Below are 14796 nucleotides of genomic sequence, written 5' to 3'. Positions count from 1 at the left end.
CATTAATCACAAGGTCATAATTATGGACATAATTAAAAAAATATTAATTGACGACATCGCAAGAATAAATCAAAAAGAAAAAAGAGATGGCCGGTTAAAATTTAACAGCGATTTTGTCTACAAACATCCCTACCTTTGCCTGGCAATGCTAGTGTCATATTTTTTCGTCTTAGTTTTGATGTACTTAACGCCATACTTTGGTACAGGTTACATGATTGCATTTACCGCTTTCTTTGTCCTGATGTCAGCCATCCTTATGATGGAAATCAAACCTGTATTTAAGTTTGAGGATATTGGCATTCTTGACTTACGCGTTTGCTACAACGGAGAGTGGTTCTTTAGTCGTGCGTTATCAACACAAGCAATTGATGAAATATTAAATAACAAGAATATCAGTGATGACTTTAAACTTCGCTTTAAGCATATTATTAATAATAAAGGCGAAATAGATTTTTATGATGTCTATGATTTGGCCTATTTACAAAAAAAGCCCTCACGGTTTAATGAACCAAACGTCACCTCCTCGTTAGCCAGTTCGTCAGTTATTGGGCAGTAAATACCCGTATTCAGAACACTTATGCCCCGTATGGGGCTTTAATCGTTATATCAAAGTAGCCTTTTTATCCAGCATACTTATTAGTTTTGTTAGGCAGATATCGTTAATACGCTAAAATGTTGCCTATAATAAGGTTAATGCTCCTAATAAAAAGAGGCTGATAGGTATGGATAAAATTGATGAACAACTGATTGCTATTTTAGCGGAAAATTCTCGTATATCTCTAAAAGATCTGTCACAACAAGTGGACCTCTCCTCTCCGAGTACATCCGAACGTCTGCGGCGTCTTGAAGAACGTAATATCATCCGCAGCTACACTCTAGACTTAGACCCGCGAGCTTTCGGTTATAACTTGCAAGCCATTGTCAGGGTCAAACCCTTGACGGGAATGCTGCATAGCGTTGCAAAGATGATCCAGGAGACACCAGAATGTGTTGAGTGTGACAAAGTAACCGGTGACGATTGCTTTATTAGCCGTCTATACCTTCAGTCATTGGAGCAATTAGATGCCATCACTGACCATTGGTCCGAACACGCCGAAATTCATACCTCAATCGTAAAATCATCCCCTATTATGCGGCGATTACCCCCATTAATGCAGCCAATCAGGGGCACAAAAATCTAAAATATATGCCTCCAGGCTCACTTTATTTATAATAAAGAGTTATGCTTCCTACCATTAGATAGATATCAAAAAAATGGATAGTTGATGAGCAGTGAAACCCTAAGTCAGGTGCCGGAGTCATTGATTCTAACACTCCCCAACAGCAGTTGGGATCAGAGTGAAACAGAAAGTGCCCGCGCTATTGAGGCTCTAGAACAAGGTAAAGTGCTATTTTTACCTCATCTGGCCTTTGCACTAAGTGAACAGGAGAAACAACTGCTCAACCCTGCATTGGTTGATGTTAAGCGTAAGAATATCAGCTTCAAGCCAGTGGAAGGCACGTTAACGGGTGTCACTGATGAAAGCAAAATTGCCTTAACCCGTCAGTTACTTGAACGCTATTACCAACGTTGCTTAAATTTAATTAATCAACTATTGCCAGAGTATAAATCTGCCCTGCACAGCCCAACCAATAGTTTACGTTTACACCCGGTTACGGCCTGGCGTGATAACACATCATGGCGTAAAGACGATAGCCGCCTACATGTTGATGCATTCCCTTCACGCCCCAATTATGGCGAACGCATCATCCGTATCTTCACCAATATCAACCCTCAGGGTGAACCCCGGTCATGGCGTGTTGGCGAAAATTTCACCCAGTTGGCCAGCCGTTATTTACCGCAACTGGATGACTACTCCCCTATCAGTAGTTGGCTACAAAATAAAGTGGGTATCACTAAACGCCGTCGCAGCCATTACGACCATCTGATGCTTCAGTTACACGACAAAATGAAGTCCGATTTGGATTATCAGAAGAATGGCCTACAACAAGCGATTGATTTCCCATCGGGCAGCAGTTGGATCTGTTTTTCTGATCAAACCCCCCATGCCGCAATGGGAGGGCAATATATGTTAGAACAAACTTTCCTATTGCCGGTTACCGGTATGAAACACCCTGAGCAATCCCCGCTAAAGATACTGGAATCATTGACACAGAAAACACTAATATAATCTATACAGATATTCCACTAATCCGCCAACACGGCGGATTACTGATTAAAGATATCATTGCCAAGCTGCACCGGTTATATCGCGAGTAAATTAGCAAAAAAAAAATCATTGTTAAGCTTGATCCTCGATAAAAAATAAATATAATTTCTCACGTTATGTAAGCCAACTCCGCAATAGTTTTACTTGAGGTAAATAGATTAGCCTCATTGAGCACAATTCATATAGGGTATATTATTGCTCTGTTTGTGATTTTAGATAGCAGTTTTATTATATAGCTTATAATCATGGAATCTGATCAGATAGCGATTGGAGGTTAATATGGTTAAGGTCTATGACAGAAACAGAAACCAAATTATCCCGGGAAAACGTGTAATGGTCGCACAAACCGGTGAGATTGACGTAGCAAAAGCTATCCATGCCGACGGGCTGGCCCCAGTACAGGCCGAACGGGAAAGAGTAGTTGAATTGCAGCAAACAGGTGAACGTTACGTGCCTTTCGATTTAGTCAGATTAGGCTAATAGTCGTGAGTACATATAATGAATAGATTTAGACATACGATTTTCTTGGCGAAAATTGAAAAGCTAATTTATTAGCAGTGGCACTAATACGCTGGGGCACCTATATTAAAAAGGTCGCCCCATCATTTTTATATAACCTTGCTATTTATATGATTATGGCATTTGACAACGCAACTATAGTAGCCATCAACTATAACAGCAGAGAGTGGAATCCTAGCCAACACTGATTATCATCAACTGCCAATAATATATCCGGCGGGTGTTAATGGCCACCCGTCGGATCAGCGTTATTTAAATATGACAAGCCGGTTCAATCGCCTGAGCCACTTTCTTTTGGAAGGTCTCAAGCTGACAAAGTTTGTCCTCTCCGCTGTTTTCACAACCTTCAATCGCAACAGGAACCCTACCTGCCGGATTGTTTTTCAAATCTAGTTTCTCAGCATTTCGTAATTGCTCCATGGTTTGATAGAACATTTTCACCGCGACATAGCGTTGATGATTATCTGGGTTCTGCCATAGCTCAAAGACTAACCCTCCACCGGGCGGTGTATTATCGGGTTGCTGTGGTAGTTGCCAATTGGCACCCAACATTCCGCCAATATTGGCAATATTCGTATCATGCCCACCAAGGAAAAGAACTTTGGTTTGTGGTGATAACGGCAGTGTTTGTCCCTGAGCATCGCGCTGAAGGACGAGTGCGGTCTCGATCTGTTGCAATAATGGAGTGCCCTTATGACGAGCGATATAAGGTGTTTTGGCCATTAAATCAAATTGCGCATTATGCAACGATAATAACGAGATCCAATTTTCTTCTCCCGTTAACCGATGCCAGGCAACATCAGGCATCGCTTGTGAATTCTGTAGCAGGAAGATCTCACCCAAGGTTGATGATAGCGCCAATGGTCCACTGAGCGAGACTTTTGTCCCACTATTATTCACCGTGATTTCATTCGCTGCAAATTGGGCAAAATCACAGATTTTTCCTTGTTTTTGCAGTAACTTACAGTAAGGCGATGCTGCAAAGTTCAATACCTCGCCCATCTGGGCAAAGGGTTTAGCATAGCGCTGGCTTAGTTCACTTAATGGCGCGCCTAGTCGCTCCTCAACAGCCTGATGGGTTTGTGTCGAATCTAACTTACACACCCCCGCGTCGACAGGGTGAAACAGCGGATCCACTTTTTTCAAATCAGCCTGATAATGTACTTTCAGGCCGCACCCCGGTGCTATTCCATCAAGAAATGCCTGCCCGGTTAAACGCGTTCGTTGATCAACATCGGCCTGCGCATAGATAGCCGTGTCAGTTGGGCACCCTGGCGCGAGTAACCCTTTGCTACGGAAGTAATCGCCATAGAATCCGCCCATCAATGTTACTAATTGTGCACCTCGGGGGGTTAAGTATCCTGCGGCGACCGGCCATTGCGGCCACTTGTCGGGGGTTACATCATTCATTAACTGTGTTTGTTTGGTTGGCGAGCGGACACCATGGCGGCTCAAAATAACCACGCGCTCCAATGTGTAACCGGTAGGCGGGATAGCAACCGGTGCGGCACTAATCGCGCTGCTACTTAGCATCAAAACCAGTGCGGATAATCGCAGACTATCTACTGTTACTGTCATAATTTTATATCCTTATTAAAACTACGAATATTTTTGCCTCAACGAGTATGGTCGACGATCGACGCCCCCACAATGTGCGAAAGCAATAAACAGTAGGAGTGCTAATAAGTGCTATAGAGCAAAAAATTATGTCAATTGGCGCTAAACTTGATTCGCTTCTCAGTGTTAGAACCATAATTAGCCGATTATGTCATTAACGATATTTATATTGAAAGGAGGGAGGGTACAAATCCGCTTTATCATTCCGGCCATTGTCCGAAAAGCATTAAGCGCATAAAAGCATTTGGCACATTAGGATTGGAGAATATAGCCCGTAATCCGGCAGCTATACATACACATCATAAGGAGTCTGACATGCGGAAAACAGGCGATATCGACAGAGTCATGTCGGCCAGACAACTTCCAAACAAAGCCGTAGCACTGATTCTTGCAGGAGGCCGTGGCTCACGCCTTAAAGATCTTACGTCCGTTCGCGCGAAACCCGCAGTTCACTTTGGCGGAAAATACCGCATTATCGACTTCGCACTCTCTAACTGCCTCAATTCAGGTATTCGCCGAATCGGCGTAATAACGCAGTATCAGTCTCATACCTTGGTGCAACATATTCAGCATGGTTGGTCGTTTCTCAGTGAAGAGATGAACGAGTTTGTTGATTTGTTACCTGCACAACAGCGCCAAGGACAAGAGCACTGGTATACCGGCACCGCTGATGCCGTCTTCCAGAACCTGGATATTATCCGCCGTTATCGTTCTGAATATGTCGTGATCCTCGCCGGGGACCATATATATAAAATGGACTACTCCCGCATGCTGTTGGATCACGTGGAAAGCGGCGCTGCCTGCACCGTAGCCTGTATTGAAGTGCCCAAAGAGGAAGCGAGTGCCTTCGGTGTAATGGAAGTGTCTGAAGATCTACAAGTAAAAATGTTTTGGGAAAAACCGGAGGATCCGCCAACGTTACCCGGCAAACCCGAGCGCAGCCTGGCCAGTATGGGAATTTATGTCTTTAATGCTGAGTTCCTGTTCAATTTACTGGAAAGCGATCACGCCGATAAAGGCAGTAGCCATGATTTTGGCAAAGATATTTTGCCGAAAATTACTGAACAAGGTCATGTCTGGGCGCATCCGTTCTCACTGTCTTGTGTCTCAACATCACCCGATGCCCCTGATTATTGGCGTGATGTAGGAACATTGGATGCCTACTGGCAGGCTAACCTTGATCAAGCAGCTATCACACCCGAGCTGGATATGTATGATCCTCATTGGCCAATACGTACCTATGCCGAGCCCTTACCACCGGCGAAATTTGTTCAGGATCGTTCTGGCAGTCACGGGATGACCATGAATACCTTAGTTTCCGGCGGCTGCTTTATCTCCGGTTCAGTGGTGGTCAACTCAGTGCTATTTTCCCGAGTGCGGGTCAACTCCTTCTGCAATATTGATTCTTGCGTATTGCTACCCGACGTCAATGTGGGCCGCTCTTGTCGTCTACACCGTTGTGTAATCGATCGTGCGAGTACTATCCCCGAGGGGATGGTGATTGGCGAAAATGCAGATGAAGATGCCCGTCGTTTCTATCGTTCAGAAAGTGGCATTGTATTAGTCACCCGCGAGATGCTGGCAAAGCTGTAAGGACAGAGGTGGCCTGACATGGACAAGTGAGGAATAATTTATATAATCAGACCAAACAAATCAAAAGGTCTGATTATGTCGTTTACTGAATGGGTCATATTGGGTGTGGTTATTGGTTGTGCCGTTGGCGCGTTACTGAGGATTTTTGGTAAGAAGAAAGACCGCTAACCTTTTCAGTTGTCAGAATATACCCTAAATAATTCAAGTTGCAGGAAGACGGCAAGCGAGATACAAATCGGTCGGGAGCAGGTTTGAACACTGCTTGCAGCGGCTTCGCACAGGCGAGGCCCAAGGATGGGCCGAGTAACGAGCGCAGCCAACACACATGCAGCTTGAAGTATGGCGGGTATTGATAGAGTAAGACGGCGCATTACTGTGCCGTCTTTTTTGTGATAACAATCTCATTATCGATCAGAAGGTGTAACGTAACCCTAAGCGGAAACGATATTGCTCGCTGTTGTATTCATTCCAACGATCCAACCATTGTAATTCAAAATAGGGCATCCAGTGAGTGTCAATTTTATAACTGAATTTATTGGTTATTTCCCAGTGAGAACTTTTGCCATTTTTACCGTGAAAATCATTGACGCGCACAAAGTAATGAGGTTCAAAAGTATATGATAACGCATCAGTCAGTTTGAAATTCCAATAAGTGGCAAACTCATGGGTGTCATTGTGAGCATAATGACCATTGAGATCTTTTGATTCATAGTTATTGTGGTTATAACGATAGCGCGCAGTCAAATTAAATACCGGTAAGAATTTGTAGTTAAAATCCATATAGGCGGAACCACCCGAACCTGAGCTATTGGAGTTCACTAAGCCGCCAGGGGAAATAGTGAATTTATCTGTCGGGCGAAATAATGGATACCAACCCTCCAGTTCGTTATAGCTATGTTTGAATTGATCCATTTTCCCTGTGTTATAAGCATTCGTTAACATCAAGCCGGAACCATTATCAAAGTTATACCCACCGCGCAGGATAACTTCATGCAGCTCAGAGGCCGTATTATATGCTGCCCGGGTTTCAACATAAGCTCGACCGGCAAAGGCACTGGCAGAGCAAACCAACGAGGTAATCAAGATAATTGAATTATATTTATTCATGACAAATCCCTATTGATAACAATAAATGAAGGTTTATTATTTTTCTTACATCATGAAAAATGACAAATAGTTATCATGGCTATTCCTCTGCCATAAATAACCGGTAGAGGAATAACACAATCAAAATAACAACATGCCAGTTTTTAACGTCACATTACTCTATATTTAATAGCATTTCTTATTACTACTAAAAAATAGAAATCACCCCGGCGTAGCCATTTTACGTAAATTCAATTCAGCAATAATTTTAACAAAGCGCTGCTCATTGAGCTTATAAAATAGCCCCATAGTTATGGCTGCAATCATTGCCAGAGTGCAAGGGTAAATAAAAATCAATTGGCGTAACCCCTCCAATACTGATGCCGATTGGGCAACATTGGGAATATAACCAATCTGAGTGAGCATGATACCGGGCAGAAATCCAGCCAGTGCGGCAGAAATTTTTCGTGAGAAGGTATAGCCGGTATACACCGACCCTTCTGCGCGAATACCTGTTTTCCATTCACCATAATCCACCGTATCGGAGACTAATGCCCAGTTCAGGCTGTTGACAAATGCAGTACCGAAAAAGGCCATACAGGAGAATGCAACAAAGCTGACCGAACTGGTGCCCCAGATATAATTCAGTACATCCCCCATGCCCCATAACATTAAGCCACTAAGGTAGACGGTTTTCTTGCCGAAATACTTCACCGCCGTGGGGACCAGCAATACGCCAATCAAAATACAGCCCATACTGAAAAAACCCATATAGGACAGTAAATGAATATCCTGCAATACATACTGCGTGTAATAAACCTGAATCGCCAGTTTGATATTGAATGCTGCCAACGTGCACAGATTGGCAATACATAACACTAATAGCGGCGGGTTCTTAAAGATGGCGCAGAATGATTTAAAAATACCCGGTTTATGGTGTACCGATACCGGTTCCACATAGCGTTCTTTGACACCGGAATAACACCACCACATGCAGACCAGGCCGAACGTGACAAATATTAGCGCTGCAACCAGATAACCTATCTCAGGCGAGGACGTAAACAGCAGTTGAATTGGCATAAAAGCGACCGTGCACAGTAATAGCCCTACCGTCGCCCCACCCTGTCGCCAGGCTGCCAGGTGTGCGCGCTCATTTGGGTTTTTGGTCATTGCCGGGACCATCGCACCATAAGAGCAATTCATCAGACTGTAGAATAAACCGAATAACATAAACAGCACTGTTGCCAATACCGTTTTGATATTTAGACTAAAGCCAGTATTGAGAAAGTTCGCGACAGCCAACAACGCCACAGGTAATGAGGCATACAGAATAAATGGCCGGAACTTCCCTTTCACACCAATGTGACGGCGAGAATCTAATAGCACGCCGGTAAACATATCGGTAAAGGCGGTAAAGAACTTGGCAATCAAAAAAATCACGCCACCGTAAATAGCCGGGAGCCCCAGAATATCGGTATAAAACTTCAGTAAATAAAGTGTCCCGATGCACAGCATCAGGTTAGAACCAAAATCGCCCATCCCATAAGCTATTTTTTCCCGCAGCGGTAATCGAAGTGTTACCGGGTCCTGGTAAGTTGAATTCGGCATCTGACAGGTCCTTTTTATTTTTTAACCCGCTTACCTCCGGTTAAATCTCACTCGCACCGGATCCTGCCATAAGCGGGTTGTAGGGTTTTGGTGGTGTTAATTCATCTGATTAAACAGATCAAGGCTAGATTGCCGGACTGACATCGCGTTTGCGCTCTTCCAGCTCGCTGACAATCTTGATGTAATTTTTCTCGGTCAGATGGTAGAACAACCCCATAGTCAGTGCGGTAAGTATCGCCAACCCGCATGGGTACAAGAAGATAAGCTGCGTTAGCCCCTCCAGCGTTCTTTCTCCCTGTGCCACGTTAGGCACATAACCGATATACGCCAGCATGACACCGGGGAAGAAGCCTGCTAACCCTTGGGAAATCTTACGGAAGAAGGTGAAACCGGTGTATACCGTCCCCTCTGAACGCACGCCAGTTTTCCACTCACCATATTCCACCGTGTCAGAAACCAGCGCCCAGTTCAGGCTGTTCACAAAAGCGGTGCCGAAGAAAGCCAGGCAAGAGAACAGAACAAATAAAGTCGAGGTGCTGCCCCACATGTAGTTCATGGCATCCCCCAGAATCCACAAGCTCAGTCCCCCCAGATAGACGTTTTTCTTACCAAAGCGTTTCACCACCGTCGGTACCAGCAGCACCCCCAGCAAGATGCACCCCATACTGAAGAAGCCCATGTATGACAGTAATGTGACATCGTTGAGTACGTATTGGGTGTAATAGATCTGAATCGCCAGTTTGATATTGAAACCAGCCAAGGTGCACAGATTAGCAATACAGAGTACAAACAACGGCTTATTGCCAGTAATGGCTTTGAATGATTGCAACAGACCAGGTTTGGCTGCTCCCGGTTTTGGCAGTTCGACATAACGTTCTTTGACGCCGGAATAACACCACCACATGCACAACATGCCGACAAAAGCGAAGATGGATGCAGCCACCAGATAACCGGTCTGCGCCTGCCCTTCAAATAGCGACAAAATGGGCACAAAACCGACGGTACACAATAGTAGTCCGACGGTTGCCCCCCCCTGACGCCATGCGGCAAGCTGAGCTCGCTCTTGTGGGTTTTTGGTCATGGCGGGAACCATTGCACCGTATGAGCAGTTCATCATGCTAAAGAACAGGCCAAAGCTCATAAAGATCAACGTAGCCGTGATGGTTTTACCGGTAATACTAAATGAGGTACCAATAAAGTTAGCCACCACCAGCAAGGCCACCGGCATCGATGCATAGAGGATAAAGGGGCGGAACTTACCCTTTGGCCCGATATTGCGGCGGTTATCCAGCATGACACCGGTACCGATATCGGTGAATGCAGTAAAGAAACGCGAGATTAGAAAGATTAATCCTCCCCAGGCGGCGGGGATTTCCAACACATCCGTATAAAACTTAAGCAAGTACAATGTACCCACACACAACAGTAAGTTTGAACCCACATCGCCAATCCCGTAGGAGAATTTCTCGCGCAGCGGCAGTGTCAATTTTACTGGATCTTGATGTATTTCACTCATGTCACTCTCCTGAGAGGCCCACCACCCGCGGGCCTCTGCCTGTGTTATAACGCCCGTAATGATGCAAACAATTCAGCCCATTCACTGCTCGCCCGGTAGAACACCGGCGGTTGTCCCATTGGTGCCGCGACAGTTACATCAGCCCCGCCACAGTGTGATTCACCGGTCCACAGATTGATCCAGTTGTCTGATGGCAAATAGAGTGTCCAATCGGTGCGCCCCTCTTCATATACCGGTGCAACTAACAGATCACGGCCAAACAGATACTGGTATTTCAGGCCATAGGTGTGAGCATCATTCTCGTAATGCAGGAACAGTGGGCGCATTACCGGCAAGCCAGATTGTGAGTTAAGCGCCACGGCTTGTTTGATATACGGCTTCAGCGTGGTAAAGACTTGGGTCATCCGGGCAAACTGACGGATAGTCTCGACATCGCTATCAAACTGCCAGTTATCATCCGGGCGGTTACCTTCATGAGTACGCATCAGGGGGGTAAAGGCGCAGAATTCACACCAGCGCATCAACAACTCTTTACTGCGTTTCATCTCAAATAACGTGGTGTAACCACCAATATCGCTGTGATGCAAACCATGACCGGTCATTGCCAGTGATAACGCCGCAGGTATAACAGATGCCAACCCATCATCCAGACTCCAATCTACGTTCTGGTCACCAGCCCACATCATCACCGAGTATTTTTGGCTACCGGTATAACCGGCCCGCATAAAGAACAAGATTTCGCCTAATTTGCCGGTTTCGGCCAGGGCGTCGTAGTTACATTTGGCCCACAGCGCGGGCCAGGCGTTATGCATGATTTCAGCATCGACACCATTGTCCATCACGGTGTCGGTCGGCAAGTATTCGCCAAAGTCGGCCATCCAGCCATCAAGGCCAAACGCGATCAGATTCTTTTTAATCACTTCCTTATACCAGTCGTAGGCCGCCGGTTTGGTCAGATCAACCACCCCAGCATAGAATTCACCAAACTCCACCTGGTAGTCATTGCCGCTGTAGTCTTTGGTCAAATAGCCCTTCTCTGCCGCTTCGGCATACAGCTCTTTTTCAATCGCCACATAGGGATTGATATAGCCGAGGAAGCGCACACCTTCTTTCTTCCATTGCACAATACGTTTATCCAGCTCAGGATAGAGGTCGCTGTCCCAGCGCCAGTTCCACATCAGGCGTTTACCAAAAGATGTTATGCGACGGCCCTCCCAGTCCTGCGCCCAAATACCGCTGACTTTCACCCCATGCTCACGCATCACCTCCAGCTTTTGCTGGCACACCTCGGTCCCGCCCTGAATCCCCAGAATCACGCCGTCATATACCCAATCCGGTAACTCAGGCTGGCGGCCCAATAATGCGGTCAATTGCTCCAACAGACCGATATAGCTGTCAGCACACTCAAACCGTAGCACCGCTACGTCTTGCCAAATCGCCAGTTCGTGATAGTCAGGGGCTGAAAAATCGAAATTCATATAGCAACTGTTATCAACGTGACAGTAGTATTTTTGGCTGCTAACAAAAGTGGGCTGCGGGAAGAAGGTCCAGTAATAGTCACCGCCCGCGTTTTCTTTACAGTCGGCCTGCCAGGTAACATAACTTTGCTTGTTGCGCCCCACCCCCTGCTCGCTGGTCCACAGTGGGAACGGCTTGCCACGGAGATCGAAATAGGAGAACTGTTCACCACCGCCGTAGATATGGTCCTCCGGTTGCGCGGCGAGCCGTAGCCACATTCGGTTATTCTCTTTATCACCATTGCGCAGGGACATCTCCAACCGCCCGGCCGCGTCGTAGGTAATATGTAATGTGGCTTGGGCTACCTCTCCCCGGCTAAATTGAATCTCCCACCCCTGCTGTTGTGGGGTGATAACCGCATCGGTCAATGCCAGTTTTTCACTCAAGCAATCTTTGATACTGAAATTGCCACGGAACATATCAATGTCCGCTTTACCCCGACCAATCCACAGGCACGGTGTTTGTGCGCTGTGTTGCAGTAACAAACGTTGTTGGAATGAAAGAGTGAAACCGCCATCGTGCTCAACCAATACCACTCCCGGCAGGTTGCCCGCTTGATAAGTCATAATAAAAATCCCCAAAAAGTATAAATACTGTTGATTTAGTTAGGGTTCTTAACTTTCATCAGAACCCCTATTATCAGAATGGTTGCCCTATCAGGTCAGCTCAATCACCTCAAGGTTGAGTAAACGAGCCACCTTGCGCAGCAGCGGGCGATGCTCGCCATAGACCAGCGAGGTATGATGTTCCATACCGGCATCCAGTAGCCGTTGACGATAGCTATCAGCATCGATATCCAGTTTTGCCGTCCCGGCAGTGCCAGAGAACGCCAGCGGAGCTTTGATCATCTCGCCGCCTGCCAGCATCAGACGCAACTTGCCTTCACCCTGCGTAATACGGCATAGGGTGATGCGGCCCGGTTTAAGGGCAAACTCGGATAGCAGGGGTAACTTGCGGTTGGAGTGGATGGTGGCTTGTACCGGCCCGTCGCGATCAGCCATTTCAATCGGTGCCTGACCACAATGCCAGAACACCACACTGTTGCTCACCGGGTCGATATCGACCAAGTCGGTATTGAACGCGGCACTACCAGAAGCCCACTGCGCCATTAATGACGAGAGCACGCCGAACATGTCAGCCTCGCAGCCACACGGAACGAGGTCTTCATTCATCAGCGCCAATGCGCCACAGGCGGCACAACCATAATCGGTGAAGAAGTCTGGCCAGCAGCGCACCGCAATACCGGAGTAACCCTGCTGTTGCGCTTTCTCACGCAACGCTGAGTAGACTTTCAGCGTTTTACAGGTCGCACTTTGGTCCATTTCCGCCAAATTCGGGAAATCTTTAGCGCGGCGCTGATAGGGTGCATCGGCGGCACTGTCCGGTAGCGCTTTTACTTCATCGATAAATTCCAACACGGGTTGGCGATCAACGCTGACACCAAAGTGTTGTGTCAGTTGTTGTTGGTTGTAGTTACAAGCATCGAACCCCAGTGGATGTTCGCCTATTACCATCACTTTGGCGCACTTAAAACGATTGACGATCGCGGCAGCCTGCGCCAATTGTTGTAGCTCGCTGATCACATGGGCATCATCCGGCAGGCCATGAACAGTCTGGACCTTGATATTTTCGCGGCTCAGTGCATGACAGGCCAAATTAACCCCGCAGAAGGAATTGAGCCGTAAACGGCCACCGGTACGAGCCTCCGGGAAGGACCACATAGCTGTTGGGACCGGGAAGTCACGCACCACTTCACAGGTCAGCGAAGCATCGGTAAACGTCACCTGTAAAATTAGCAGTAAATCAAGGTTGGCCTGCTTCAGCGCGGGCAAGGCTTGTAACGCAGACTCGGCATCAAACTGTAATGCCGGTTCCCCAATCAACTCGATATCCATTGCTCTCAGGGTATTCCACGCCTGCGCCAGCATTTCCTGCGCATACGGCACATCAAAAGTACTACGACCCAAGGCCAACACGCCCACTTTTGCTTTTTTATTCATCATATTGCTTCCAGTGAATTTAATGACTTATCGGTTGGCGCAGCTCAAGCGACAACACTGAAACGGTGTTCGGTGTAGCTAGAATAATTTTGATTTGGTCGCAGAATGACATCGGGGAAGTGCCCCTGATGAATGCTGTCAGGGAAGGCCTGTGTCTCCAGACATATTCCTGAAAATGCCTGATAGCGATGCCCTGCTTTGCCATTCCATACCTTGTTAGAAAGCTTGAATGCGTTATAAAACTGAATACCTGGCAAGGTGGTATTAACCGCCATCACCCGACCTGAATGTGGGCAAATCAGCGTGGCCGCCGGTTGCAGAGTGGTGCTATTTTTCTGCGATAAATCGTTTTTTTTCAGCACATAGTTGATGTCAAAATCCTGCGCTGGCCGCTGTTGCATCGCATCACCCAAGCGGCGGGCATTACGAAAGTCAAATGCAGTGCCTGCAACACGGACAATCTCGCCGGTCGGTAGCATGCTGCTTTCATCCACTGGCGTGATAAAGTCAGCGTCAATTTTCAGTTGCTGGTCGTGAATTAAATGAGTGTGACCGCGCAGATTGTAATGGCTGTGATTCACCAGATTGACGATGGTTGCCTTATCGGTTTGCGCCTCGAAACTGAAGGTCATGACATTGTCATCCGTCAGGCCGATACGGTGGCGCACCTGTAAATTCCCCGGATATCCCTCTTCGCCATCGGGCGACGTGCGGCTAAAAATAAGACCATCGCCCTCTTCCTGCGCCTGCCAGACATACTTATCAAAACCGCGCAGGCCACCGTGCAAATGCTGCCCGGTCGGCAGTTCATTGGTTGCCAGCAGATACTCTTGCCCGTCAATGTTAAAGCGCCCACCCGCAATGCGATTGGCACAGCGACCGGCAATGGCACCAAAGAACGGATGACCGGCCTGATAGGCGGTCAAATCATCAAACCCCATCACCACATCCTCCAGTTGCCCGTGGCGGTCCGGCACCCAAAGTTGGGTGATGATACAACCGTAGTCGGTCACGCAAAGCCGCATACCATTGCGGTTAGTTAGTGTAAACAGCGAAACTTCCTGCCCCTGATGCTCGCCAAATTGCTGGCGTTGAATTGTCGTCATACACTCAACCTCGTATTTCGTAC

Annotated in this window: 12 protein-coding genes; 5 read left to right on the top strand and 7 right to left on the bottom strand. The window is 47.0% G+C overall.

The genetic code is table 11. The features are described 5' to 3' along the window. Positions 1–22: 22 nt before the first annotated feature. From V2A85_RS09255 to ydfZ, 4 genes are all read left to right on the top strand, one after another. Positions 23–556, top strand: coding sequence for a YlaC family protein (locus V2A85_RS09255; RefSeq protein WP_083159184.1), 534 nt, complete (start codon positions 23–25; stop codon positions 554–556). Positions 557–722: 166 nt separating this feature from the next. Continuing rightward, entirely contained in the window at positions 723–1181 is a 459-nt protein-coding gene (locus V2A85_RS09250) for an Lrp/AsnC family transcriptional regulator (RefSeq protein WP_083159185.1), read from the top strand. Between the two features lie 84 nt (positions 1182–1265). Next, complete coding sequence (locus tag V2A85_RS09245) at positions 1266–2171, top strand: Kdo hydroxylase family protein (protein ID WP_420071293.1); 906 nt, start codon at positions 1266–1268, stop codon at positions 2169–2171. A gap of 318 nt (positions 2172–2489) precedes the next feature. Continuing rightward, complete coding sequence (gene ydfZ, locus V2A85_RS09240) at positions 2490–2690, top strand: putative selenium delivery protein YdfZ (RefSeq protein WP_050084375.1); 201 nt, start codon at positions 2490–2492, stop codon at positions 2688–2690. A gap of 291 nt (positions 2691–2981) precedes the next feature. Here the strand turns inward: ydfZ and V2A85_RS09235 are convergent, their stop codons facing one another. Then, on the bottom strand, positions 2982–4307 hold the full coding sequence (locus V2A85_RS09235; protein ID WP_372558649.1) for an AppA family phytase/histidine-type acid phosphatase: 1326 nt from the start codon (positions 4305–4307) through the stop codon (positions 2982–2984). A gap of 354 nt (positions 4308–4661) precedes the next feature. On the opposite strand from V2A85_RS09235, the gene glgC reads away from it, so the two are divergent. Beyond that, complete coding sequence (glgC, locus tag V2A85_RS09230; protein ID WP_083159188.1) at positions 4662–5939, top strand: glucose-1-phosphate adenylyltransferase; 1278 nt, start codon at positions 4662–4664, stop codon at positions 5937–5939. A gap of 411 nt (positions 5940–6350) precedes the next feature. Here glgC and ompL read toward each other — a convergent pair whose 3' ends face one another. The 6 genes from ompL to V2A85_RS09200 form a co-directional block, all read right to left on the bottom strand. Continuing rightward, a complete protein-coding gene (gene ompL, locus V2A85_RS09225) occupies positions 6351–7046 on the bottom strand; it encodes a porin OmpL (RefSeq protein WP_372558648.1) in 696 nt (231 codons plus the stop codon). Positions 7047–7247: 201 nt separating this feature from the next. Further along, positions 7248–8633 carry an MFS transporter gene (locus V2A85_RS09220; protein ID WP_372558647.1) on the bottom strand — a complete coding sequence of 462 codons (1386 nt, stop codon included), beginning with the start codon at positions 8631–8633 and terminating at the stop codon, positions 7248–7250. Positions 8634–8757: 124 nt separating this feature from the next. After that, positions 8758–10149 carry an MFS transporter gene (locus V2A85_RS09215; RefSeq protein ID WP_372558646.1) on the bottom strand — a complete coding sequence of 464 codons (1392 nt, stop codon included), beginning with the start codon at positions 10147–10149 and terminating at the stop codon, positions 8758–8760. A gap of 44 nt (positions 10150–10193) precedes the next feature. Further along, on the bottom strand, positions 10194–12233 hold the full coding sequence (locus V2A85_RS09210; RefSeq protein ID WP_420071292.1) for an alpha-glucosidase: 2040 nt from the start codon (positions 12231–12233) through the stop codon (positions 10194–10196). A 90-nt stretch (positions 12234–12323) separates the two neighbouring features. Then, on the bottom strand, positions 12324–13670 hold the full coding sequence (locus V2A85_RS09205) for an L-fucose/L-arabinose isomerase family protein (protein ID WP_420071291.1): 1347 nt from the start codon (positions 13668–13670) through the stop codon (positions 12324–12326). Between the two features lie 41 nt (positions 13671–13711). After that, complete coding sequence (locus tag V2A85_RS09200) at positions 13712–14773, bottom strand: aldose epimerase family protein (protein WP_420071290.1); 1062 nt, start codon at positions 14771–14773, stop codon at positions 13712–13714. Between the last annotated feature and the right edge of the window lie 23 nt (positions 14774–14796).

Source organism: Yersinia sp. 1252 StPb PI (assembly GCF_048593885.1).
Lineage (GTDB): Bacteria > Pseudomonadota > Gammaproteobacteria > Enterobacterales > Enterobacteriaceae > Yersinia > Yersinia enterocolitica_E.
This window is presented reverse-complemented; position numbering and strand designations above follow the sequence as displayed.